Annotated in this window: 22 protein-coding genes and 1 tRNA gene; 15 read left to right on the forward strand and 8 right to left on the reverse strand. The window is 68.8% G+C overall.

The genetic code is table 11. The features are described from left to right. Window positions 1-133 precede the first annotated feature (133 nt). Window positions 134-970 carry a DUF6414 family protein gene (locus ACQUSM_RS03655; RefSeq protein WP_435115834.1) on the forward strand — a complete coding sequence of 279 codons (837 nt, stop codon included), beginning with the start codon at window positions 134-136 and terminating at the stop codon, window positions 968-970. Between the two features lie 158 nt (window positions 971-1,128). On the opposite strand, the gene ACQUSM_RS03660 is transcribed toward ACQUSM_RS03655, so the two are convergent. Both ACQUSM_RS03660 and ACQUSM_RS03665 read right to left on the reverse strand, forming a co-directional pair. Then, window positions 1,129-1,734 (reverse strand): hypothetical protein, encoded by a 606-nt coding sequence (locus ACQUSM_RS03660; RefSeq protein WP_435115836.1) that lies wholly within the window; start codon window positions 1,732-1,734, stop codon window positions 1,129-1,131. A 343-nt stretch (window positions 1,735-2,077) separates the two neighbouring features. Then, window positions 2,078-2,149: transfer RNA gene (locus ACQUSM_RS03665), tRNA-Ala, on the reverse strand. A gap of 255 nt (window positions 2,150-2,404) precedes the next feature. Between ACQUSM_RS03665 and ACQUSM_RS03670 the strand changes: the two genes are divergently transcribed. From ACQUSM_RS03670 to ACQUSM_RS03685, 4 genes are read left to right on the forward strand one after another with little or no spacing between them, the layout of a single operon-like run. Then, complete coding sequence (locus tag ACQUSM_RS03670) at window positions 2,405-2,872, forward strand: 30S ribosomal protein S15 (protein WP_435115838.1); 468 nt, start codon at window positions 2,405-2,407, stop codon at window positions 2,870-2,872. Further along, window positions 2,873-3,994, forward strand: coding sequence for an exonuclease RecJ (locus tag ACQUSM_RS03675; RefSeq protein ID WP_435115840.1), 1,122 nt, complete (start codon window positions 2,873-2,875; stop codon window positions 3,992-3,994). Further along, window positions 3,991-4,233: a KEOPS complex subunit Pcc1 gene (locus ACQUSM_RS03680; RefSeq protein WP_053948061.1), complete on the forward strand. Its 243-nt coding sequence runs from the start codon at window positions 3,991-3,993 to the stop codon at window positions 4,231-4,233. The genes ACQUSM_RS03675 and ACQUSM_RS03680 overlap by 4 nt, the downstream gene beginning before the upstream one ends. Then, window positions 4,230-4,859: a 30S ribosomal protein S3ae gene (locus ACQUSM_RS03685; RefSeq protein WP_435115843.1), complete on the forward strand. Its 630-nt coding sequence runs from the start codon at window positions 4,230-4,232 to the stop codon at window positions 4,857-4,859. Before ACQUSM_RS03680 ends, ACQUSM_RS03685 begins: the two co-directional genes overlap by 4 nt. 112 nt (window positions 4,860-4,971) lie before the next feature. On the opposite strand, the gene ACQUSM_RS03690 is transcribed toward ACQUSM_RS03685, so the two are convergent. After that, a complete protein-coding gene (locus tag ACQUSM_RS03690) occupies window positions 4,972-5,418 on the reverse strand; it encodes a cupredoxin domain-containing protein (RefSeq protein ID WP_435115845.1) in 447 nt (148 codons plus the stop codon). Window positions 5,419-5,509: 91 nt separating this feature from the next. Between ACQUSM_RS03690 and ACQUSM_RS03695 the strand changes: the two genes are divergently transcribed. Continuing rightward, on the forward strand, window positions 5,510-6,244 hold the full coding sequence (locus tag ACQUSM_RS03695; RefSeq protein WP_435115847.1) for a protein sorting system archaetidylserine synthase: 735 nt from the start codon (window positions 5,510-5,512) through the stop codon (window positions 6,242-6,244). On the opposite strand, the gene ACQUSM_RS03700 is transcribed toward ACQUSM_RS03695, so the two are convergent. Continuing rightward, the gene (locus ACQUSM_RS03700) at window positions 6,229-7,137 is read right to left on the reverse strand and encodes a winged helix-turn-helix domain-containing protein (RefSeq protein ID WP_435115849.1); all 909 of its coding nucleotides are present in this window, start codon (window positions 7,135-7,137) and stop codon (window positions 6,229-6,231) included. The genes ACQUSM_RS03695 and ACQUSM_RS03700 overlap by 16 nt on opposite strands. A gap of 93 nt (window positions 7,138-7,230) precedes the next feature. Here ACQUSM_RS03700 and ACQUSM_RS03705 point away from each other — a divergent pair, with 93 nt between their 5' ends. Continuing rightward, window positions 7,231-9,159: a serine hydrolase domain-containing protein gene (locus tag ACQUSM_RS03705; RefSeq protein WP_435115852.1), complete on the forward strand. Its 1,929-nt coding sequence runs from the start codon at window positions 7,231-7,233 to the stop codon at window positions 9,157-9,159. Between the two features lie 3 nt (window positions 9,160-9,162). On the opposite strand, the gene ACQUSM_RS03710 is transcribed toward ACQUSM_RS03705, so the two are convergent. From ACQUSM_RS03710 to ilvD, 3 genes are all read right to left on the reverse strand, one after another. Beyond that, window positions 9,163-9,540 (reverse strand): hypothetical protein, encoded by a 378-nt coding sequence (locus ACQUSM_RS03710; RefSeq protein WP_435115854.1) that lies wholly within the window; start codon window positions 9,538-9,540, stop codon window positions 9,163-9,165. Window positions 9,541-9,608: 68 nt separating this feature from the next. Further along, on the reverse strand, window positions 9,609-10,874 hold the full coding sequence (locus tag ACQUSM_RS03715; protein WP_435115856.1) for a HEAT repeat domain-containing protein: 1,266 nt from the start codon (window positions 10,872-10,874) through the stop codon (window positions 9,609-9,611). A 68-nt stretch (window positions 10,875-10,942) separates the two neighbouring features. Continuing rightward, the gene (ilvD, locus tag ACQUSM_RS03720) at window positions 10,943-12,688 is read right to left on the reverse strand and encodes a dihydroxy-acid dehydratase (RefSeq protein ID WP_435115858.1); all 1,746 of its coding nucleotides are present in this window, start codon (window positions 12,686-12,688) and stop codon (window positions 10,943-10,945) included. 150 nt (window positions 12,689-12,838) lie between these two features. Here ilvD and ACQUSM_RS03725 point away from each other — a divergent pair, with 150 nt between their 5' ends. From ACQUSM_RS03725 to ACQUSM_RS03760, 8 genes are all read left to right on the forward strand, one after another. Beyond that, on the forward strand, window positions 12,839-14,059 hold the full coding sequence (locus tag ACQUSM_RS03725) for a LeuA family protein (RefSeq protein WP_435118278.1): 1,221 nt from the start codon (window positions 12,839-12,841) through the stop codon (window positions 14,057-14,059). A 241-nt stretch (window positions 14,060-14,300) separates the two neighbouring features. Further along, entirely contained in the window at window positions 14,301-16,112 is a 1,812-nt protein-coding gene (gene ilvB, locus ACQUSM_RS03730; protein ID WP_435115860.1) for a biosynthetic-type acetolactate synthase large subunit, read from the forward strand. Next, window positions 16,109-16,846 carry an acetolactate synthase small subunit gene (gene ilvN / locus ACQUSM_RS03735; protein ID WP_435115862.1) on the forward strand — a complete coding sequence of 246 codons (738 nt, stop codon included), beginning with the start codon at window positions 16,109-16,111 and terminating at the stop codon, window positions 16,844-16,846. The genes ilvB and ilvN overlap by 4 nt, the downstream gene beginning before the upstream one ends. Further along, window positions 16,839-17,873: a ketol-acid reductoisomerase gene (gene ilvC, locus ACQUSM_RS03740; RefSeq protein WP_435115864.1), complete on the forward strand. Its 1,035-nt coding sequence runs from the start codon at window positions 16,839-16,841 to the stop codon at window positions 17,871-17,873. Before ilvN ends, ilvC begins: the two co-directional genes overlap by 8 nt. 4 nt (window positions 17,874-17,877) lie before the next feature. Beyond that, entirely contained in the window at window positions 17,878-18,216 is a 339-nt protein-coding gene (locus ACQUSM_RS03745; protein ID WP_435115866.1) for a hypothetical protein, read from the forward strand. Next, window positions 18,213-19,640 (forward strand): 3-isopropylmalate dehydratase large subunit, encoded by a 1,428-nt coding sequence (gene leuC, locus ACQUSM_RS03750; RefSeq protein ID WP_435115868.1) that lies wholly within the window; start codon window positions 18,213-18,215, stop codon window positions 19,638-19,640. The genes ACQUSM_RS03745 and leuC overlap by 4 nt, the downstream gene beginning before the upstream one ends. Then, window positions 19,637-20,311, forward strand: a complete 675-nt coding sequence (locus tag ACQUSM_RS03755) for a 3-isopropylmalate dehydratase small subunit (protein WP_435115870.1) — start codon at window positions 19,637-19,639, stop codon at window positions 20,309-20,311. Before leuC ends, ACQUSM_RS03755 begins: the two co-directional genes overlap by 4 nt. Then, a complete protein-coding gene (locus ACQUSM_RS03760; RefSeq protein ID WP_435115872.1) occupies window positions 20,308-21,285 on the forward strand; it encodes an isocitrate/isopropylmalate dehydrogenase family protein in 978 nt (325 codons plus the stop codon). The genes ACQUSM_RS03755 and ACQUSM_RS03760 overlap by 4 nt, the downstream gene beginning before the upstream one ends. Here ACQUSM_RS03760 and ACQUSM_RS03765 read toward each other — a convergent pair. Beyond that, the gene (locus ACQUSM_RS03765) at window positions 21,282-22,034 is read right to left on the reverse strand and encodes a DUF1405 domain-containing protein (protein ID WP_435115874.1); all 753 of its coding nucleotides are present in this window, start codon (window positions 22,032-22,034) and stop codon (window positions 21,282-21,284) included. The genes ACQUSM_RS03760 and ACQUSM_RS03765 overlap by 4 nt on opposite strands. Window positions 22,035-22,081: the final 47 nt, after the last annotated feature.

Below are 22,081 nucleotides of genomic sequence, written 5' to 3' on the forward strand. Positions count from 1 at the left end.
GCAGTGGTTCGAAAGAGCTTCGCTCTTTCGTCATGTTGTTGAGAATGTCGGCTGGCATCCACCTACGAGAATGAAACTCCAGCAGACGTTTTGGTTGTGAAAGAGTTATATTCAGTTGGAGGGATGTGAACTCATGCCTCGGCTTAGAGAGTTCGTCTATATCGACAATTCAAGCCTCAACAGCAATTTATCATCGCTTGGAAGAGGTGTTCCCTCAGAGATAATTCACTCCAGTGAAGACCAGACTGAGAAAGGAGGATCCGCAGGAGGACGAATAGCTGGAATCGGGGCTGATGGACAGTATGCAGATTTGGATAGTGAACAGATCGAGACTACCCTAAATATTACTGCACCGTTCCGATTTCAGGATCTACTCGACGAGGTTGAGAAGCACGAAATTGAGGTTAAGGAAAATCCTGATCCGCGTGGCGTATCCCGCGGTGATCTGGTGAAAATCACGGGGGACGTATTACCCATGTCCCTTCTGAAATTCGAGATGGCAATCGATGCGTTTCGTCGACTATCAGACGAAGATCTGAATCAAGCTTTGAAAGTTCTCGGTGAAGGAACAATGGTTTCCGAGACTCAGAGGAAAAAGTTCGATGCCTTTTCAACCGTTATCGAAGGGTTCTCCGGGGAGTACCCAATTCGGCTCAAGACAGGGGATTATACGTACTGTACCGAACTGGAGAGAAAGAATATGCGCCAATCTGTTTTCGATGTATTCGGAAGAACTGAAGAATACCAGCTGTTTGGGCGCGTTAAACGCCATATACCTGTGAGCCAAAGTTGGGAGCCAATCAATGTACTAGACATACTCGAGCGGTACAACCTCGAAGAAGGCACTTCTGAGGGATTCATCGAAGATATGAGGCAGGGGGCTGAGGACCTCGGTATAACAATCCATGACGAAGACATTCGAGTTAAGGGGCACACAGCAGAGATCGAACCAATCGCTATGTACTGGTGACGGCTTACAATTCGTCACTGCTTGCTGATAACAGCCAGCTCTCCATTTACGTGTCCACCTGCGCAGAAACGGCGTCTCCGCACATCTGTGCAAATTGCTCGGACTTCTTATTTCGTCAGATGCGTGCGTTATATTCGGTAAGTACAGGTGGGATTTCGTTATTCGATGTATTCGATAATGTTGACTCCGTGTTGGAGGGCTCTCATTGCCAACTTTGATGCCAGTTGTGTACTGGTGTCACGCACGAAGGAAATTGCATCAATCATTCGTTCCTTATCGGGATTTTCCTTCTCTATCTCAGATTCGAACTCTTCAATCCGTTTTTCAATAAGCTGTCTATTCTCGGGAGAGGTCATCAGACGGTCAACCTCTTCTTGGATCTCTTCGACAGTGACGTACTGTTGCTGAGTTTGCTCCTGGGTCTGCGACTGTTCGTTTTTGATCTGAATAATGGGCATATCTGAACCTCCCTCAATGTTCTTGAAATCTTCCGAATCTAAACCAAGCGAATCGGCTATGCTTGTGACTGCGAATTTCACCTCTTGGACATCAGTTGCTATAGCACGGCCACCATATCCCGATGTTTCAATGTTCTCTAAACGTTGAATTCTATCGTTCTCAGGGAACTCATCCTGAATTTCCTCAAGGAGTTCGTGATACCGATCGACTATAGCATCCCCGACTTTGTTACTTCTATCCTCCTCTATTGCGTTGTAGCAATCGTCATAGAGCCGTTTTAGTGATGAAACGAGATATTCGTCCATAGGGTCTCCTAGAAGTATGATGGGATTATAATTTGGCTTGTGACGCGATTAGCTCAGATGAATTTGAGAGCGAAGTGACTGGTCATCCACCCGGTTTAGATCCCTAGTTTAGAATGAAGAATGCCGAAAGGTGGAACAAGTCGCCACCGATAGCTGTTTTTCACCGGTGTAGCGCCTCGACTCCCCGCAGACGGTTCGAAGAGTCGAGACTCCAAACCCCTTGTACGCCGGTAGAATTCGCGTGGACTCGCGGGGGTCTCGCGAGCGAAGCCGAAGGCTGAGCGAGTGAGACAACGCGAGTCCACGGCTGAAGTGACTGAGCGAAGCGAAGGAACGAAAGGAGTGGACTCGCGGGGATTTGAACCCCGGGCCTTCCCCGTGCCAGGGGGATGATCTACCACTGATCTACGAGCCCTCGTCGCACTCAACCGTACCGCGGTCCAATTATTAAGGGCTTCGATGCCCGGACGGCGTGGGGGAGGTCCACATCGACGCCGGCGACCACCGCGTCGAGGCGGATGGAAAGCCATTAAGCCCCTCGACGGCCATCCTCCAGTGGGAACAGCACGGCCGCAAATCTGACTCGCTCGGACCGACCGAGCTTGGGATTGCGGAAGTGTACCGACGTGTAGTCGGTCTTTTCGCGGTCAGTGCCGTTCCAACTCAGACAATGGCACGAATGCACACACGCCGCCGCGGGTCGTCCGGTTCGGACGCCCCCGTGGCAGACGAGCCGCCGGAGTGGAGCGACGTCGACGCGGAGGAGATCGAAGCCCGCGTCGTCGAACTCGCAGAGCAGGGCCACGACCCCAGCCAGATCGGCCTGAAACTGCGCGACGAGGGCGTGAAGGGCACGCCCATCCCGGACGTCAAGCTGGCGACCGGGAAGAAAGTCACCGAGATCCTGGCGGAGAACGACGCCGACTCCGACCTCCCCGAGGATCTGCGGAACCTGATGGAGCGCGCAGTCCGCCTGCGCAAGCACATGGACCGGAACCCGCAGGACGCCCAGAACAAGCGCGCCCTGCAGAACACCGAGTCCAAGATCCGTCGCCTGGTCAACTACTACCAGGGCGACGAGATCGACGCCGACTTCGAGTACGACTACGAGACCGCCGAAGAGATCCTCGAAGACTAAATGTCGAGCGCGCGCCCAGTCGAGGAGCCACTCGCCGAAACCCTGTCGGCGGCCCCGTTCGTCCGGGTCGCCGCCGCCAGCGACGGCGACAGCCTCGCGGCTGCCGGCCTCCTCGCCCGGGCGTGTGCCGGGACCGACACCCCGTTCCAGTTCCGCCTCGACGACGCCCCGGACACCGAGAACGGCGTCACCGTCACGGTCGGACCGACCGCCGTCGACGGCGACGCGACGCTCGACCGACCGGCGAGCCCGACCGCGTTCGAGCTGGCTCGCCGCCTCGGCACCGATCCGGACCCGGTCCTCGCCCTCGCCGGCACGATCGCCGCGGGCGAGACCGTTCAGTCGGCCGATACGGCGCTGGAGGCCGCACGCGACGCGGCGCTGATCGACCGACAGCCCGGGCTGGCGCTGCCGACCGACGACGTGCCGACCGGGATCGCGGCGTCAACCCTGCTGCACGGGCCGTTCTCCGGCGACGAGGAGGCGGCGGCCGCGCTGGTCGCCGAACTCGACGCCGGCGCCGGCGACGATGCCGGCAACGGCAAGGCGTTCGACCGCCGGCTCGCCTCGCTGGTCGCCGTCGACACGGTGACCGCAGAGGGGGCCACCGAGCGCGCCGCCACACAGGTCGAGCGGGCGCTGCGGCCGTACGTCACGCCCGACGCGCCGTTCCGCACGCTCGGCGGCTACGCCGACGTGCTGGACGCGGTCGCGCGGACCGCCCCGGCTGCCGGCATCTCGCTGGCGCTGGGCGAGGGCTCCGACGACGCGACCGACGCCGCGCTCGCGGCGTGGCGCAAGTACGGCGCGGCGGTCCACGACGGCCTGCGGTCGGCGACGACCCGCCGGCACCACGGCGTCTGGCTCCTCGAACTTGAGGCCGACCCCGCGGTCCTACCGGCGATCGCCCGCCTCGCGCGGGCGTTCCGCTCGCCTGAGCCGGTCGCACTCGCCGTGACCGACGGCGCCGCGGCCGCCGCGGGCGACTCGGGGATCGACGACGCCGTCGCAGCCGCCACGCGCGCGGTCGACGGGACGGGCCACGGCACTGACACCACGGGCTGGGCGCGCTTCGACAGCGACACCGAACAGTTCACGGACGCGTTCCGGGAGGCGCTATGAGCGGGGACCGCCACGAGGCGACGATCGCCACCACCCACGACGACGCGGGGACGGTGGCGGCCGCGCTCGCTCCCGACAACACCGATGCGATGACGACGACCGTCGACGGCGACACGGTTCGGACCGCCATCGTCCGCGAGGACGCCGGCGGGCTGGCCGCCTCCGTCGACGACTACGTCGTCAACCTCACCGTCGCCGACGCCGTCTGCGAGACGGCTCGGGACACCACTCAACCATGAGCGAGACATCCACCAAGATCGAAGGCAAACGATGGTACACCGTGCTCGCGCCCGAGCAGTTCGACCGGGCCGAGATCGGTGAGACCGTCGCGGAGGAACCGAACCAGGTCGTCGGCCGAACCATCGAGACCACGCTGGGCGAGATGGAGGGCGACCAGGGACAGAACAACAGCAAGCTCACGTTCAAGATCGACGACGTGGGCAGCGACGCCGCCTACACCGAGTTCATCAAGTACGAGCTCACGCGGGACTACCTGCGCTCGCTGGTGCGCCGCGGCGCCTCGAAGGTCGCCGCCACCGTCACGCTGCTGACGACTGACGACTACCGCGTCAAGATCCAGCCCGTGGCGCTGACGACCCAGAAGGCCGACCGCTCGCAGGAGCAGGCCATCCGCTCGGTGATGACCGACATCGTCGAGGAGGCCGCCGAGGAGCGCACGTTCGAGCAGCTGGTCGACAGCGTCGTCGAGGGCCGGGTCTCCTCGGCCATCTACGGCGAGGCCAAGGAGATCTACCCGCTGCGCCGCGTCGAGGTCCAGAAGCTGACCCTCGAAGCCCGACCCGAGGAGGTCGCTGCCGAGGAGGAGGCTTCCGTGGACGTGGACGAGGAAGACGTCGAGGAGTAGTCCTCGCTTCGACGGATTCACGCGCTTTTCGCTTTTTCACCGGTCGCGAGCGGCGGCGCCGGCCACGCTGCCGGAACGCCGACGGTTCAGTCGCCGATCCGGGCGCCGACAGCTACTCGCTCGACGTCGCCGTCGGCGTTCGGTCCTCGACGACCACTCTCCCCACCATCCCGCCGCTCTCGTGGGGGATGCAGAAGTAGTCGTACTCGCCGGGGATTTCGAACGTGTAGCTGAACTGGTCGCCGTTGCTCAGTCCGCCGCCGGTGCTGTTCGTCCACGCCTCGCGGGCGGCCGCCTCGCTCTCGTAGCCGCCGGAAGCGAAGAAGGCGGCGCCGTCGGGCAGCGACGCCTCGTACGCGGTGACTGTGTGGTCGCGGGTGCCCGTGTTCTCCCAGACGACCGTCTCGCCGCGGGCGACGGTGATCGTCGGCGGGTCGAACGAGGTCGGCCGCATCCCCACGTCGAACTCGGTGTTTTCGTCGCGAGTCAGGCCGAGACAGCCCCCGAGACTCGCCGCGGCAGCCGCGCCCGCGGCGACGAGATATCGTCGGCGGTCCATGGGTCGGGATCGGTCCCGGAGCGGTTTAGGCGACGCGATTCCGTCACCCCGAAGGTAAACACGTAAACCGCCGCCGTGTGTCGGGTCGGCCATGCGCTTGCGGTCTCTCGGCCGTCTCGGTCCAGCCGACGCCGTCACCGTCGGGAACGCCGCGTTGGGCTTTCTCGCGGTCGTCGCCGCGACCGTCGACATCGGTCTCGCGGCCCGGCTCGTGCTGCTTGGCGCGATCGCCGACGGGCTCGACGGCGTCGTCGCCCGGAAGTACGGCGGCACCGAGGCCGGCCCGTACCTCGACTCGCTGGCCGACGTGGCCACCTTCGGCGTCGCTCCCGCGGCCCTCGTCGCCGTCGTCACCCGCCGAGCGTGGGGGACACCCGCCGCGCTGCTCTCCGGCGTTTCGACGGAGGGCCTGCTCGCGCTCGCCGGCGTCGTCGTGCCCGCGCTGTACGTCGCCGCCGCGGTCACCAGACTGGGGCTGTACACCGCCTACGACACCGACAGCGACGAGACCGTCGGCGTCCCGACGACGCTCGCGGCGACGATCTTCGGCGCGATCGTGCTCACGGGCTACCGCGGCGCCGGAACCGTGCTGATGGGGTTTCACGACGCCGGCTTCTTGCTCGCGCTCGCGGCGGTGTTGACGCCGCTAATGCTCTCTGACACCGTCTACCCCGACCTCCACGCGCAGGACGCGCTGGTGATGGGGGTCGTGCAGGCCGGCGCCGTTTTGCTGCCGGGGCTGTACGGTCGCGGCTTCGCGTTCGGCCTGCTGTACGTCGCACTCGCGTACCTCGTGTTGGGGCCGGTGCTCTACTGGCGGCGCTGAGCGACCTGCGCGTCCTCGATTGTCGAATCGACCACCTGCCCCTCGTCGTCGAGCACGAGCGTCAGCGCCGCCCGACCCCGCTCGATCCGGAGCCGAGTCCGCTCGCCGTGCGCTTCGACCGCGCGATCCCCGTACACGTCGAGATTCCACAGCCGCCGCTCCCGCACGTCGACGCCGCGTTCCCAGTAGAACGACACCACCGCCGGGTGGCGGGCGACCGCCGCGCCGACCGGCACCGCGAACAGCGGGCCACACTCGGGGCAGTCGGCGACGAAGCGGTGCCGTGGCTCGTCGTCGGACGACCGCTCGACCGAGCGCTCGGGCGGCGCGTGACAGTACGGGCAGACGCCGCGTTGGGCCTGCTCGATCGCCGTCTCCAGCTGTGCCGCCATCACGTCGGCGAGATCGTGGAGGTCCCGATACGCCGCCCCGGTCGGTCTGACGGCGATCCGGAACACCGGCTCCTCGTCGGCCGCGTGGACCCCGACCAGACTCCCCTCGTAGCTCGCGTACAGCGGCCGGCCGTCGACCAGCGGCGACGACGCCTCGATCTCGACCGGCTCGCGGGGCTCGTGGTCCTGCCACGCGTCCGCCCGCAGCGACTTGGCGATCTCGAACCCCGCGAAGCCGAGTTGGTACCCCGCGTCGGTTTTCTCCACGAAGCGATCCCGCAGCACGTCGAGGTGGTAGTTGAAGTTCCCGTTGTCCCGAACCCCCGCCGCCTCCTTGAGCCGGGAGTACGAACAGCCGTCCCGCGATCTGTCGGCGACCGTCTGCTCGTACAGCGCGTCGACGATCCGGAGGCGCGTCTCGTTGCCCAGCGTCGAGAACGGGTCGGCGTCGACGTCCGGTCCCGCAGGGGGGGAGGCGTCCCCGCCGTCACTGCCCGTCATCGTCCGTTCGTGTTCTTCGTCCGACGTATAGGTTGCGGAGGAGTAACTCGGTACTCCCGAGCTATTTCACGGCGGCCACCGAGACGCCGACACATGCGACAGGCCCTCTCCCGGCGCCGGTTCCTCGCGGGCGTCGGTGCCAGCTGTGCCGCGGCCGCAGTCGGTCCCCAGACGGCGACCGCGTCCGCGTCGCCCGCCCCCACCCAGTCCGAGATCGAAGCCACGCTCGACGAGCTGGTGGTGGCGAGTCTCGACGAACACGACGTGCCCGGCGCCACTGTCGCCGTGGTGGACGGCGACACCACCCTCACGGAGGGGTACGGCGTCGCCGACCGGGAACGGGGCGGCGAGGTCGATCCGGCCGAGACCGCGTTCCGGCTGGGTTCCGTCTCGAAGTCGGTCACCGCGACCGCGCTGATGGACGCGATCCAGCGCGGCGAGATCAGCCCGGACGAGCCCGTCTCCGAGCACGTCGACGGAAGGGTCGCCCCCGAACGGTCGGTCACGCTGGCGGAGCTGATCACCCACCGCGGCGGGTTCGAGGCCTCGAACCGCGGGATGTGGTACCCCGACGCGGGGAGCCTCCGGCCGCTCGCGACGCTGCTCGCGACGGAGCCACAGAAGCAGGTCCGCGAGCCCGGCACCGTCGGCTCGTACTCGAACTTCGGCTACGCGCTGGCCGGGCAGGTGCTGGCGGCGTCGGCCGACGACCCGTTCCACCGCGCGATCGACGACGCGCTCCTCGGCCCGGCCGGGATGAGCGACAGCAGCTTCGAACAGCCGCTCCCCGACTCGATCGCGGCGAGCCACGCGACCGGCCACAGTTCCTTGGGCCCGTTTCGCGACGGCGAGTTCCCCCTGCTCGGCCTCCGACCCGCGGGCTCGCTGTCGGCGACGGCCGACGACGTGGCGCGCTTCCTCGAACTCCACCTGCACGGCGGCACAGTCGACGGCGAGCAGGTGCTCGAACCCGGGACGATCGACGCGATGCACGAGCAGTGGGCGACCCACCACGAGCAGCTCGACGGGATGGGGTTCGGGCTGATCGAGGAGCATCGCGGCGACGTACGGACGCTCTGGCACAACGGCGCGACGCAGTCGTTCTACAGTCAGTTCGTGCTGGTCCCCGAACGCGACTTCGGCCTGTTTATCGGACTCAACGCCGCGACCGGAAGCGCCGCGACCGACGTGGTCGACGGCGTGCTCGACGCCGTCCTGCCCGACACCGAGCCACCCTCGCTCGCCCCCGACGGGGAGCCGACACGCGCCGCCGAACTGACCGGAACCTACCGCGCGCTCCAGCAGTCACACACGTGGCACGACCGCGCGACCTCGGTGCTGAACGCCCCCACGATCGGCGTCCGCGTCGCCGACGACGGCGCGCTGGTCACCGAACGCGGCGACAGCACGAACCGCTGGGTGGAGATCGAGCCGCTGGTGTTCCAACACGAGTCCGACGGGCGCCGGATCGCGTTCGGCGAGGCGGGCGGGCGGATCCAGTACCTGTTCAGCGGCGGCAGCCCGACCGCGTTCGGCCGCGTCGAGCGAGTCGACCGGCTCCAACTGCACGGCGTCCTCGCGCTCCTCACGATGTTCGGAGCGCTCTCGTCGGTCGGGGGCTGGCCCGCCGGCGCGCTCTACCGACGGCTCCGGGCAGAGCGAGCCGGCGAGGTCGACGACGTGAGTTGGGAGACGCTTCTGGGCTCCCGAACGAACCGGGCGAAACTGGTGGCGGGGAGTGGGTTCGTCGCGGCGCTAGGCGGGCTGGCGCTGGTGATCGTCCACCTCGGGGTGACCCCGTTCCGCGCCCTCTCTGACCCGCCCGTCACGTTCCGGGCGCTGTTCGCGGGGCCGGTGCTGGGGCTCGTCGCCGCGGTGGGGAGCCTCGGCTACGCCGGCCGGCTGTGGCTCGCGGGCGACGGCAGCCGGCTCGGGCGAGTCCACTACACGCTGGTCGCGGCGTCGCTCGCGGGGCTCTGTTGGCTGCTGTGGTACTGGAACCTCCTCGTCCCGCCGCCCTGAGAATCAGTCGTCCGTCGCTGCGAGAATACCCTCACAGCGCGCGACGAAGTCGGCGAGGTTCCGGGCCACGTCCTTGTCGAGGGTGACGGCGACGCCGGCGGATTCGCCCTCGCGGAAGTGGATCAGCACCGCCTCGGCGTGGAGCGAGATCGACGCGCGCTGGGGGCCGAGCCCTTCGTAATCCTGTTCGCGGACGAGCGGTTCCTCCTCGCGTGCGCGCTGTGCGAGCGCCGGTACCACCCGCTGGAGGTCGGGCGTCGCGAGATCTTCCCGGACGTACAGCGCGGACCAGCCGTCCTCGTCGTAGTGAAACGCCGACCGAAAGTTGTCGCTGGCCTCCTCCTCGACGAGTCTGACGAGCCGCTGGTACCGTTCGTTCACACCTTCTCCTCGCGGCTAGGGGTCTTAATAGATCGCTTCCTCGGCAGCAATCGCCGTCAGGCGGTGGATCAGGCTTCGACCGCCGTCGCGTCGTCGGCTTCGAGCGCCTCGCGGGCCTTCTCGGCCTCCGCCTGCAGCGTGTACTCCCGGGCGTCCTCGTACTCGGCGACGGCCTCCAGCGCCGCCTCGGTGCCGATCTGCCGGAGCGCCCACGCCGCGGCGGTCCGGACGGTGCGTTCCTCGTCCTCCTCGATCGTCGCCGCCAGCGGCTCGATCGCGCGGGTGTCGCCGATCAGGCCGAGCGCGCGCGCCGCGAGCGGGCGGACCTTCTCGTTCTCCATCTCCAGCTTGTTCGCGAGCGCTTGGGTGGCCTCCTCGCTGCCGATCTCGCCCAGCGCGCGGAACGTGACTTTCTGGAGCTGCGGGTCGGAGTCCTCGTCGACGTACTCGAGCAGCGTGTCGACGGCGTCCTCGGCGCCGGCGCCCATCTTCCCGAGCGCCTCGATCCCGGGCTTGTCGCGCTTCTGGGCGCGGCCGTGCATCTCCTCGAACGCCGCGGGATCGCCCATCCGGGTCAGCGCCTCCATGCAGTGGCGTTCCATGAACTCAGAGTCCAGCGCGTCAAGCGCCCGGAGCACCTGCTCGACGTTGCCCTGCTGTTCGTGCTCCTTCAGCGCGGCCCACTCGACGGGGTAGTCCTTGTAGTGGCCGAGCACGTCGTAGAACCCCTCCGCGCGGAGCTGTTCGTTGGTCTCGAGGTCGTCCCACTCCTCGGCGGCCTCCAGCGCGTCGGCGAGCTCGTCGGTCGCCGCGACCAGCGCGTCGAGGGTGTCGGCGTCCGCGTCGGCGTCGAGCCCGGCGTCCTCGATCGCGTCGGCGACGGCGTCGAGCTCGTGGGCCAGCGCCTCGGGCTCCTCGTCCTCCGCGGTGCCGAACTCGGTGTCGAGCGCGTCGCCCGCGGCGTCGAGGTACTCGTCGACGGCGTCCTGCGTCGCCGGCGCGCCGTTGGCGGTCCAGCGCGTGTCGGTGAGCTGGGTCTGGAGCTCCGCTAGCTCGTCGAGCACGTCCTCGGCGTAGGGGCCGCGCTGCTCGTCGATCCCGTCGCGGAGCTCGTCGATGCGGCCTTCGATCTCCTCGGCCTGCTCGTCGTCCTCCTCGAACTCCGCCGTCTCGAACGCCTCGGCGATGGCGTCGACGGTGGCCTCGACCTCGTCGAGGTCGGCCTCGGTCTCGGCCGCCTCCAGTGCCTCGCTCGCTTCGTCGAGGCGGGACTCCATCTCGTCGGCGGAGAGCTGGAGCGCCTCTTCCTCGGTCGGCTCCTCCTCGTCAGTCATACGTGTGAGTGGGTCCGAAACTGATTAAGGCGTTTCCCTTCCGAGCGCGCCGCCGCCCCCGGGGCGGGCTACCGCTCCAGCCCGGGGTTGGTGACCGCGCCGTCGGCCGCGGAGCCGAACAGCGCGCCGTACTTCCCGAGCACGCCGCCGGCGTAGGCCGGCTCGGGACGGTCACGGTCGGCGAGCCGTGCCTCGATCTCCTCGTCGGGCAGATCCACGTCGAGGCTGCGCTCCGGGATGTCGATCGTGACGTGGTCGCCGTCCTCGAGCGCGGCCAGCGGGCCGCCGACGAACGACTCCGGGGCGACGTGGCCGATCATCGGCCCGCGGGTCGCCCCCGAGAACCGCCCGTCGGTCACCATCGCCACGTCGTCCTCGTGGCCCTGTCCGACGACGGCGGCGGTGACCCCGAGCATCTCGCGCATTCCCGGGCCGCCACGGGGCCCCTCATTCCGGATCACGATCACGTCACCCGACTCGATGCCGCCCTCCTGCACGTACTGCATCGCGTCCTCCTCGCTCTCGAACACGCGGGCGGGCCCCTCGTGGTGGAACTGGTCCTCCCCCGTGACTTTCAGCACGGCGCCGTCGGGTGCGAGGTTCCCCTTGAGGATCTTGATCGCGCCTTCGTCCTGATACGGATCGTCGACCGGGTGGACGAAGTCGGTGTCGTCGAGCGTGCTGTCCGCGGGAAGGTCCAGCGTCTCCAGTTCCTCGGCGATCGTTCGACCCGTGACGGTCATCGCGTCGCCGTCGAACAGCCCGGCCTCGACGAGCCGCCGGATCACGACCGGCACGCCGCCGATGTCGTGGAGGTCCTTCATCACCCGCGAGCCGCCGGGCTGAAGGTTGACGATCTTCGGCGTGCGGCGACTGATCTCGTCGAAGTCGTCGATCGTGAGGTCGATCCCCGCCTCCTGCGCGAGCGCGAGCAGGTGGAGCACCGCGTTCGTCGAGCCGCCCATCGCGACCTGCACCGCGATCGCGTTCTCGAACGACGCCCGCGAGAGGATGTCGGATGGTTTCCGGTCGTTCTCGACGGCGTCGAGCGCGAGCTCGCCCGCACGCTCGGCCACGCGGGTCCGCCCCTCGCTCTCGGCGGGCGGGGAGGCGCTCCCCAGCGGCGCGAGCCCGAGCGCCTCGCTGATGGAGGCCATCGTGTTCGCGGTGAACATCCCGCCACAGGAGCCCGCGCCGGGGCAGGCGTTGCGCTCCAGTTCGTCGAGTTCCTCGCGGCTCATCTCGCCCTGCGCGTACGTGCCGACGCCCTCGAACACGTGCTGGACGGTCACGTCCCGCCCCTCGTGCTGGCCCGGGAGGATCGAGCCGCCGTAGAGGAACACGCTCGGGAGGTCGGTCCGGATCGCGGCCATCAGCATCCCGGGGAGGTTCTTGTCACAGCCCGCGACCGTCACCAGCGCGTCGAGGCGTTCGCCGAACGCCACCAGTTCGACGGAGTCGGCGATCAGCTCCCGCGAGATCAGAGACGCGCGCATTCCTTCGGTCCCCATCGAGATAGCGTCGGAGATGGTGATCGTGCCGAACTCGATGGGCATCCCGCCGGCGTCGTCCACGCCGTCGATCGCGCCGTCGGCCACGCGGTCGAGGTGGACGTTACACGGCGTCACGTCCGCGGCGGGGTTGGCGACGCCCACCATCGGCGAGGAGAGGTCCTCGTCGTCGAACCCCATCGCGCGGAACATCGCGCGGTGGGGCGCGCGCTCGGCGCCCTCGGTGACTTCGCTGCTCCGCAGGTCCGGGGATTTTCCCCCGCCACCTGCCTCGTCGCCGTCTCGTGTGTCCTGTTTACTCATACCGTCACCCACGGCCGGGCGCACTTAACTCCGTCCCGGGTGTGGTGGAAGACCGTTCAGCTACGATACATGGGCTATTAATCGTGATGGTTCCGGGCGACAGTTTCAAGTACTGGTACGAGGTAGCGTGGGACGCAATGTCTCACGACACTGAGGGAGCGTCGGAAACCCCGGCGGATCGAGTTCTCCCAGGGCACGTTGAGAACTGATCCCGAGTTCGCCACAGCTCGGATCTTCGATACCACCCTGCGAGACGGTGAACAGTCGCCCCGGACTTCGTTCTCCTACGACGACAAGCGCGAGATAGCCGCCGCACTCGACAGCGCCGGCGTCGACGTGATCGAGGCGGGCTTCCCCGTGAACTCCGACGCGGAGTTCGCGGCGGTCCGCGACATCGCGTCGGCCGTCGACACGACTGTCTGCGGGCTGGCTCGCGTCGTCGAGGACGACGTCGAGGCAGCGATCGACGCCGGCGTCGATCTGGTCCACGTGTTCGCGTCGACCAGCGACGTGCAGATCGAGGACTCGATGCACGCCAGCCGCGAGGCCGTGATCGAGCGCTCGGTCGAGAGCGTCGTCCGCGCCGCGGAGTCGGGGGCAGACGTGATGTTCTCCCCGATGGACGCCACCCGGACCGACCCCGACTACCTCGCCGAGGTGATCGAGGCGGTGTCGGCGGCGGGCGTCGACTGGATCAACGTCCCGGACACCTGCGGGGTCGCGACTCCCGGGCGGTTCGCGGAGCTGATCCGGACGGTCCGAGAGCACACGGATGCCCGCATCGACGTCCACACCCACGACGACTTCGGGCTCGCGAGCGCGAACGCGCTCGCGGGCTTCGAGGCCGGCGCCGATCAGGCGCAGGTCTCCGTCGGCGGCATCGGCGAGCGCGCCGGCAACGCCGCCCTCGAGCAGGTCGTCATGGCCGCCGAGAGCGTCTACGGCGCCGACACCGGGATCGACACGACGGCGATCACCGGGCTCGCCCGCACGGTCGAGGAGCGCAGCAGCGTCGACCAGCCGGCCAACGCGCCGATCGTCGGCGACAACGCGTTCGCCCACGAGTCGGGCATCCACGCCGCGGGCGTCATCGAGAACTCGGCGACGTTCGAGCCCGGCGTGATGACGCCGGAGATGGTCGGTGCCGAACGCGAGCTGGTGCTGGGCAAGCACACCGGCACCCACTCCGTCCGCGAGCGCCTGCGCGAGGCGGGCTACGATCCGACCGACGAGCAGGTACGGGCGGTCACCCGCGAGGTGAAGGATCGCGGCGCCGACGGCGACGAGATCACCGACGAGACGCTCGAAGCCGTCGCCGCGGCACACGACGTCGACCGCGATACCGAACGCGTTCCGGAGGGGCCAGCCTGATGCCACCCCGCGACGGCGCGCCGCGGCAGCCGCGGCGCTCGCGATCGTGTCACGGTGTGACGTGGCGCGGAAAGAGTTATCACGGTCGGTGCCATCGCTCCGGATATGACGCGTCGACGCCACACGGGTTCGCTCGGCGTCAGCGTCTCGCTCATCATTGTAGGGGTCTGACCCCTACAGCCACCACTTCTCCACCGACCGTCGCACCACCCGACCACCGAGCCTGCAGTCACGTCACACGATGAGCGAGCCAGCACGCGCCGCAGCACGGCCACGGGAGGCCGAGAGCCGGCGCGACGACGACCGAGCGGAACAGCGCGACGAACAGTCGACCGAGTCCGAGGCGCCCTCTACCGGCGCGGACGCGGCGATCGCCGCGCTCACGGCGGCGGGCGTCGAGCACGTCTTCGGCGTGCAGGGCGGCGCGATCATGCCCGTCTACGACGCGCTCGCCGAGGCCGACGCCGCGCCCACGCACGTCACGATGGCCCACGAGCAGGCGGCCGCCCACGCCGCCGACGCGTACGGTCAGGTGACGGGCGAGCCGGGCGTCTGTATGGCCACCTCGGGCCCGGGCGCGACCAACCTCGTGACCGGGATCGCCGACGCCGACATGGACTCCGACCCCGTCGTCGCGCTGACGGGGCAGGTGCCGACCGAGTTCCTGGGCAACGACGCGTTCCAGGAGACCGACACCGTCGGCGTCACCCGACCGATCACGAAGGAGAACTACGTCGCCGGCGAGCCCGACGCCGTCGGCTCGTCCGTGGGCGAGGCGGTCGAACTCGCCGGCGCCGGGCGACCCGGGCCGACGCTGGTCGACCTGCCGAAGGACGCGACCACCGGCGAGACGACGGGCGACGAGGCGCCCGCGACGGGGCTGCCCAAGTACTACGAGACGCCCGACCGAGCCGAGGAGTCGGCGGTCGCGGCCGCGGCCGACGCGCTCGCCGACGCCGAGCGCCCGCTGGTGCTCGCGGGCGGGGGCGTGGTGAAAGCCGAGGCCAGCCCGGAACTGCGGGCGTTCGTCGAGGCGTTCGACGTGCCCGTGGTGACGACGATGCCCGGCATCGGGGCCGTCCCGGAGGACGACGACCGCTGCCTCTCGTGGGCGGGGATGCACGGCACCGGCGCGGCGAACATGGCGATCTCCCACACCGACTGCCTGTTCGCGATCGGGACGCGCTTCGACGACCGCCTGACCGGCGGCGTCGAGACGTTCGCGCCCGAGGCCGCGGTGATCCACGCCGACATCGACGCCGCCGAGATCTCGAAGAACGTCGAGGCGGACTATCCGCTGGTCGGCGACGCCGCCGCGGTGATCGAGCAGGTCCACGGCGCGTTCGCGGCGCGGGCCGACGACGCCGACGACCGCTACGCCGACTGGCGCGAGCAGTGCCACGAGTGGGAACGACAGTACCCCATGACCTACGCGGCGCCCGACGACGAGCCGCTGAAGCCGCAGTTCGTCGTCGAGGCCGCCGACGCCGCGACACCGGACGACACGATCGTCACCACCGGCGTCGGCCAGCACCAGATGTGGGCCGCCCAATACTGGACGTACCGGGACCCGCGCTGCTGGGTCTCCAGCCACGGGCTGGGGACGATGGGGTACGGGCTGCCCGCCGCCATCGGCGCGAAAGTCGCCGAACCGGACCGCGAGGTCGTCTGCTTCGAGGGCGACGGCTCGTTCCTGATGACGCTGCAGGAGCTGTCGGTCGCGGCGCGCGAGAACCTCGATATCACGGTGATCGTGCTCAACAACGAGGCCATCGGGATGGTCCGGCAGTGGCAGGACGCCTTCTTCGAGGGGCGACACACCGCCTCGGAGTACGGCTGGATGCCCGAGTTCGAGCCCATCGCCGAGGCGTTCGGCGCGGAAGGGTTCACCCTCGACGGCTACGACGAGGTGGCCGACACGCTCGAGGCGGCGTTCGCCCACGACGGCCCGTCGGTCGTCGACGCCCGGATCGACCCCGAGGAGAACGTCTACCCGATGGTGCCGAGCGGCGGCGACAACAGCGGCTTCGCGCTGTCGGAGGGGCAGCTATGAGCGGGGAGTCGCCGACCGACGCCGGATTCGCCGACCCCGACGCCGACCGCGACGGCCTGCAGGGGCCCGGGCCGGACGAGCGCGAGCGACCCAGCGGCCGACGATCGGCGGAGGGCGTTCGCGTCGACCCGGAAGCCGAGGCCAGCCACCCCGAGCGCCGGACCACCATCTCGGCGCTGGTGAAACACGAGCCCGGCGTGCTCGCGGAGGTCGCGGGGCTGGTGAGCCGCCGGCGGTTCGACATCGACTCGCTGACCGTCGGGCCGACGACCAACCCCGAGACCGCCCGGATGACGCTGACCATCGAGGAGCCCGAGCCGGGCGTCCGACAGGTCGAGAAGCAGTTGGAGAAGCTGGTGCCGGTGATCTCGGTCCGGGAGCTGGATCGGGACGCCGTCCGGCGCGAGCTGGCGGTGTTGAAAGTCCACGACGACGACCCGGCGGCGGTCGAGGCGGTCGCCGAGATGTTCGACGCCCGAACCCTCGACGCCGAGCCCGGGACCGTCACCGTCGAGGTGACGGGCAGCTCCGCGGAGGTCGACCGGGCGATCGAGGCGTTCCAGCGCTTCGGCGTCCGGGAGCTGACCCGGACGGGCACGGCCGCGCTGGCCCGCGGCACCGAGTGGACCACCGACGCGGAGGAATCGCGCTACGAACGACAGCGGAGCGACGCGGCGTCGGCCGGATCGACGCCGACCACGGAGGGCGCGCGAGCGCACACTGACGATGACTGAGAACACCATCTACCACGACGAGGACGCGACGCACAGCTACATCGAATCGAAGACGGTTGCGGTGCTGGGCTACGGCAGTCAGGGCCACGCACACGCACAGAACCTCGCGGAGAGCGGGGTCGACGTGATCGTCGGCCTGCGGGAGGGATCGTCCTCCCGGACGGCGGCTCGCGAGGACGGACTCACCGTCGCGACGCCGACGGAGGCCGCGGCGGCCGCCGACGTGGTGTCGATGCTCGTCCCGGACAACGTCCAGCCGGACGTGTACGACGACATCGCGCCCGAACTGGAGGCCGGCGATACGCTCCAGTTCGCGCACGGGTTCAACATCCACTACGACCAGATCGAGCCGCCCGAGGACGTCGACGTGACGATGGTCGCGCCGAAGGGGCCGGGTCACATCGTCCGCCGGCAGTACACGGACGGCGAGGGGACGCCCGGGCTGATCGCGGTGTACCGCGACGCCACCGGCGAGGCCAAACAGGAGGCGCTTGCCTACGCTGACGCGATCGGCTGCACCCGTGCGGGCGTGATCGAGACCACGTTCCGCGAGGAGACCGAGACCGACCTGTTCGGCGAGCAGGCGGTGCTCTGTGGCGGCGTCACCGAGCTCGTGAAGGCGGGGTACGAGACGCTGACCGACGCCGGGTACAGTGAGGAGATGGCGTACTTCGAGTGTCTGAACGAGCTCAAGCTCATCGTCGACCTGCTGTACGAGGGCGGCATGGGCGGGATGTGGGACTCCGTCTCCGACACCGCCGAGTACGGCGGGATCACCCGCGGCGAGGTGGTCGTCGACGATCACACCCGCGAACAGATGGAGACCGTGCTCGAACAGGTCCAGAACGGCGAGTTCGCGACGGAGTGGATCACCGAGAATCAGGCCGGCCGGCCGTCCTACGGCCAGCGCCGCGCCGCCGAGAAGAACCACGAGATCGAGGAGGTGGGCGAGGAGCTCCGTGCGCTGTTCGCGTGGAGCGAGACGGAGGAGAACCGGGAGCCAGCCAACACGCCGGCGGACGACTGAGACAATGACCCGACACACCGACACAACGAGCCGACGACGCGACGAGACGGACCGACGGGAGACCAGCCAGCGGACGATGGGGGGCGTGAGCCACACCAACCCCATGACGGGGGAGAGCTTCGGCGACTCGCAGGTGTTCCAGCGCGGGACAGTCGTGATGGTCGACGGCGGCGAGGCCGAGGCCGCCGAGGAGGGCGACCGCGACGACGAGCCGATGGGCGACGTGGACCACACGCCGCGCGAGGACGCGCCCGAAGCGAACGAGGCGTACGTCCGCGGCGTCGACCGGGAGACAGACGAGGAGAGCGAAGCCGAGGAGGGAGCCGACGAGGAGCCCGTATGAGTGAGGGGACGCTGTACGACGCGGTGTGGGACCGCCACCGCGTCCGGCGGCTCCCCAGCGGGCAGGACCAGCTGTTCGTGGGGCTCCACCTCATCCACGAGGTGACGAGCCCGCAGGCGTTCGGGATGCTGGCGGAGCGTGACCTCGAGGTTGCCTACCCCGAACGGACTCACGCGACGGCCGACCACATCGTCCCCACGGACGACCGCGAGCGCCCCTACGACGACGAGGCCGCGGAGTCGATGATGAGCGAACTGGAGGAAAACGTCGCCGACGCCGGCCTCTCGTTCGACCACCCCGAGACGGGGCGGCAGGGGATCGTCCACGTCGTCGGCCCCGAGCAGGGGCTGACCCAGCCGGGGATGACCGTCGTCTGCGGCGACTCCCACACCGCGACCCACGGCGCCGTCGGCGCGCTGGCGTTCGGGATCGGCACCTCCCAGATCCGGGACGTGCTCGCGACGGGCACCGTCGCGATGGAGAAGCAGGCCGTCCGCCGGATCGAGGTGACGGGCGAACTCGGCGACGGCGTCACCGCGAAGGACCTGATCCTGACGATCATCGGCGAGCTCGGCACCGACGGCGGGGTCGGCTACGTGTACGAGTACGGCGGCCCCGCGGTCGAGTCGCTGTCGATGGCCGGCCGGATGACGATCTGCAACATGTCGATCGAGGGCGGCGCCCGCGCGGGCTACGTCAACCCCGACGAGACCACCTACGAGTGGATGGCCGGGACGGACGCCTTCGAGAACGACGCCGAGAAGTTCGCCGAACGCAAGGAGTACTGGGAGTCGATCCGCTCGGGCGAGGACGCCACCTACGACGACGTGGTGACGATCGACGCCAGCGAGATCGAGCCGACGGTGACGTGGGGGACGACGCCCGGACAGACGGTCGGGATCTCCGAGCCGGTCCCCGACCCGGCCGACCTCCCGCCCGAGGACCGCGCGGTCGCCGAGCGCGCACAGGCGCACATGGGCGTCACGCCCGGCGAGCCGATGGCTGGGTTCCCGGTCGACGTGGCGTTTCTGGGCTCCTGTACGAACGCGCGGCTCCCGGACCTGCGGGCGGCAGCAGAGGTCGTCGAGGGGCGAGAACTGGCCGACGGCGTCCGCGGGCTCGTCGTCCCGGGGAGCCAGCGCGTGAAAGCCGCCGCCGAACGCGAGGGGCTGGACGATATCTTCCGCGCGGCGGGGTTCGAGTGGCGCGGCGCGGGCTGCTCGATGTGTCTCGGGATGAACGACGACCAGCTCGTCGGCGACGAGGTGTGTGCCTCCTCCTCGAACCGGAACTTCGTCGGCCGGCAGGGGAGCGCCGACGGCCGGACGATCCTGATGAGCCCCGAGATGGTCGCCGCCGCCGCGGTAACGGGTGAAGTGACCGACGTGCGCGAACTCGACGCGGTGCCGGAGGTGGCGCGATGAGCGGAGGTGACGGCGACCCCGTCGACGTGCCCGCGATCGAGTCCGTCGAGGGGACGGGCGTTCCGGTGCGCGGGAACGACATCGACACCGACCAGATCATCCCCGCGCGGTTCCTGAAAGTGCTCACCTTCGAGGGGCTCGGGGAGTTCGCCTTTTTCGATCAGCGCTACGAGAACACCGGCGCCGACGCGGGCGGCGACGGGCTCGCCGCCGAGAGCGAGGCCGCCGAGCAGCCCACGGACCACCCGTTCAACGACGAGCGCTTCCGGAACGGGAACGTGCTGGTGGTGAACGCCAACTTCGGCTGTGGCTCCTCCCGGGAGCACGCCCCGCAGGCGCTGATGCGCTGGGGGATCGACGCCATCGTCGGCGAGTCGTTCGCGGAGATCTTCGCGGGCAACTGCCTCGCGCTCGGTATTCCGACCGTGACCGCCGACAGCGAGGAAATCGAGGCGCTCCAAGATCACGTCGAGGCCCACCCCGACACCGAGATCACCGTCGACGTGGCGGACGAGACGGTGCGCTACGACGGCCGCGAGATCGACGCCGCGGTCGACTCGGCACAGCGCCAGTCGCTCGTCGCGGGCGAGTGGGACACGACCGCGCTGCTCGGCGCCAACCCCGAGGAGGTCGCGGAGACGGCCGCCTCGCTGCCCTACACGGACCGATGACCGACGAGATCGCCGTGATCCCCGGCGACGGGATCGGGCAAGAAGTCGTCCCCGCCGCGGTGCGGGTGCTGGCGGCCGTCGACCCCGACTTCTCCTTCCGGGAGGCCGAGGCGGGCGACGCGGTCGCCGAGGAGCGCGGGACGCCGCTGCCCGACTCGACCGTCGAAACCGTCGAGGCCGCCGACGCGACGCTGTTCGGCGCCGCGGGCGAGACGGCGGCCGACGTGATCCTCCCGCTCCGGGAGGCTGTGGGGAGTTTCGCGAACGTCCGGCCCGCCCGGGCTTACCCGGGCGTCGACGCGCTCCGGCCGGAGACGGATCTCGTCTTCGTCCGGGAGAACACCGAGGGCGTGTACGCGGGCCACGAGAGCGATCTCGGCGAGGGCGTGACGACGCTCACACGTGTGATCACCGAGTCCGCCTCCCGGCGGATCGCGGAGTTCGGCTTCGAGTACGCCGCGGAGCGCGACGCCGACGTGACGGTCGCCCACAAGGCGAACGTGATGCGCGTCACCGACGGACAGTTCCTCGATTCTGTCGACGCCGTCGCCGACGAGCGTGACGCGGCGTACGAGACGGAGCTGATGGACGCGCTGGCGACGAAGCTGCTGCTCGATCCGACCGAGTACGACGTGATCGTCTGCCCGAACCTCGCGGGCGACGTGCTCTCGGATCTCGCGGCGGGGCTCGTGGGCGGGCTGGGGCTGCTCCCCTCTGCCAACGTCGGCGCGGAGAACGGGCTGTTCGAACCGGTCCACGGCAGCGCGCCGGACATCGCCGGCAAAGGAGTGGCAAACCCCGCGGCGGCGATCCTGAGCGCGGCGATGCTGCTGGAGAGTCTCGATCACGAGGACGCGGCCGCGGACGTGCGTTCGGCGGTCGAGCGTGTCCTCGACGAGGGGCCGCGAACGCCGGATCTCGGCGGGGCGGCGTCGACCGACGAGGTGGCCGACGCCGTGATCTCGCGGCTCTAACTCGGGTTCGCGAGCAGTTCCAGCTTCTTCACTCGCGTCGCGAGCGTGAGAAACGTCGCCGTCAGCGTGAGCACGACCGCGCCGGCGGCCGCGAGCGCGTGGATCTCCGGCGGGTGGGTGAAGAAGCCGTCGACGCCGATGGTCTGCCCCGGAATGAGCGTGTGATGCGGCGTGCCCAGCACCGGGACGAAGTAGTCGACGAGGTCGTTCAGCCCGTACCACAGCACCGCGACGGCGACGGCGCGGACCGGGAACTCGCTGATCCGGTGGAGGACGAACGCCTGCACCACCATCGCGAGGTGGCTGAACAGGAGGAACAGGTACATCGGCAGGGGGTTGACCGCGCGGAACGCGTCCGAGAACGTCAGCAGCACGTACGGCGTCCAGAGGCCGAGCTTCCAGCAGCCGAAAAAGGCCAGCGCCGAGAGGTACTCGTTCGCGCGGCCCAGCGCCCACGCGCCGAACGCCAGCGCGATGAACAGCGTCGCCACGGGGCTGTCCGGCACCAGCGGCCAGAACGCGGCCGGCTCCGCCGCGAGCTGGCCGGTGATCAGCGGGTCCGACAGCGGGAGGGGGTGGACGCCGTAGTACCAGAAGCCGAAGACGGTGCCGAGGAGATTGGTGAGGACGACGAGCCACACCGCGCGCAGTCCGAGGTCCTCGACCGCTCGGGGCAGCGGCGCGAGCCAGCGCGGCAGCGCGTCGCGGTCGGGCAGGCGCGAGCGCGGGAGGAAGCCCGGGAGAGTCATACTGGGGCGACAGTCCGGCGGTGGCAAAGGGCTGCCGGTGCCGGTGC

It is taken from the genome of Halolamina sp. C58, from assembly GCF_051195095.1.
GTDB lineage: Archaea > Halobacteriota > Halobacteria > Halobacteriales > Haloferacaceae > Halolamina.

Coding starts and splice junctions, on each gene's coding strand:
- ACQUSM_RS03655 (WP_435115834.1), top strand. CDS start 134: ATGCCTCGGCTTAGAGAGTTCGTCTATATCGACAATTCAAGCCTCAAC.
- ACQUSM_RS03660 (WP_435115836.1), bottom strand. CDS start 1,734: ATGGACGAATATCTCGTTTCATCACTAAAACGGCTCTATGACGATTGC.
- ACQUSM_RS03670 (WP_435115838.1), top strand. CDS start 2,405: ATGGCACGAATGCACACACGCCGCCGCGGGTCGTCCGGTTCGGACGCC.
- ACQUSM_RS03675 (WP_435115840.1), top strand. CDS start 2,873: ATGTCGAGCGCGCGCCCAGTCGAGGAGCCACTCGCCGAAACCCTGTCG.
- ACQUSM_RS03680 (WP_053948061.1), top strand. CDS start 3,991: ATGAGCGGGGACCGCCACGAGGCGACGATCGCCACCACCCACGACGAC.
- ACQUSM_RS03685 (WP_435115843.1), top strand. CDS start 4,230: ATGAGCGAGACATCCACCAAGATCGAAGGCAAACGATGGTACACCGTG.
- ACQUSM_RS03690 (WP_435115845.1), bottom strand. CDS start 5,418: ATGGACCGCCGACGATATCTCGTCGCCGCGGGCGCGGCTGCCGCGGCG.
- ACQUSM_RS03695 (WP_435115847.1), top strand. CDS start 5,510: ATGCGCTTGCGGTCTCTCGGCCGTCTCGGTCCAGCCGACGCCGTCACC.
- ACQUSM_RS03700 (WP_435115849.1), bottom strand. CDS start 7,137: ATGACGGGCAGTGACGGCGGGGACGCCTCCCCCCCTGCGGGACCGGAC.
- ACQUSM_RS03705 (WP_435115852.1), top strand. CDS start 7,231: ATGCGACAGGCCCTCTCCCGGCGCCGGTTCCTCGCGGGCGTCGGTGCC.
- ACQUSM_RS03715 (WP_435115856.1), bottom strand. CDS start 10,874: ATGACTGACGAGGAGGAGCCGACCGAGGAAGAGGCGCTCCAGCTCTCC.
- ilvD (WP_435115858.1), bottom strand. CDS start 12,688: ATGAGTAAACAGGACACACGAGACGGCGACGAGGCAGGTGGCGGGGGA.
- ilvB (WP_435115860.1), top strand. CDS start 14,301: ATGAGCGAGCCAGCACGCGCCGCAGCACGGCCACGGGAGGCCGAGAGC.
- ilvN (WP_435115862.1), top strand. CDS start 16,109: ATGAGCGGGGAGTCGCCGACCGACGCCGGATTCGCCGACCCCGACGCC.
- ilvC (WP_435115864.1), top strand. CDS start 16,839: ATGACTGAGAACACCATCTACCACGACGAGGACGCGACGCACAGCTAC.
- ACQUSM_RS03745 (WP_435115866.1), top strand. CDS start 17,878: ATGACCCGACACACCGACACAACGAGCCGACGACGCGACGAGACGGAC.
- leuC (WP_435115868.1), top strand. CDS start 18,213: ATGAGTGAGGGGACGCTGTACGACGCGGTGTGGGACCGCCACCGCGTC.
- ACQUSM_RS03755 (WP_435115870.1), top strand. CDS start 19,637: ATGAGCGGAGGTGACGGCGACCCCGTCGACGTGCCCGCGATCGAGTCC.
- ACQUSM_RS03760 (WP_435115872.1), top strand. CDS start 20,308: ATGACCGACGAGATCGCCGTGATCCCCGGCGACGGGATCGGGCAAGAA.
- ACQUSM_RS03765 (WP_435115874.1), bottom strand. CDS start 22,034: ATGACTCTCCCGGGCTTCCTCCCGCGCTCGCGCCTGCCCGACCGCGAC.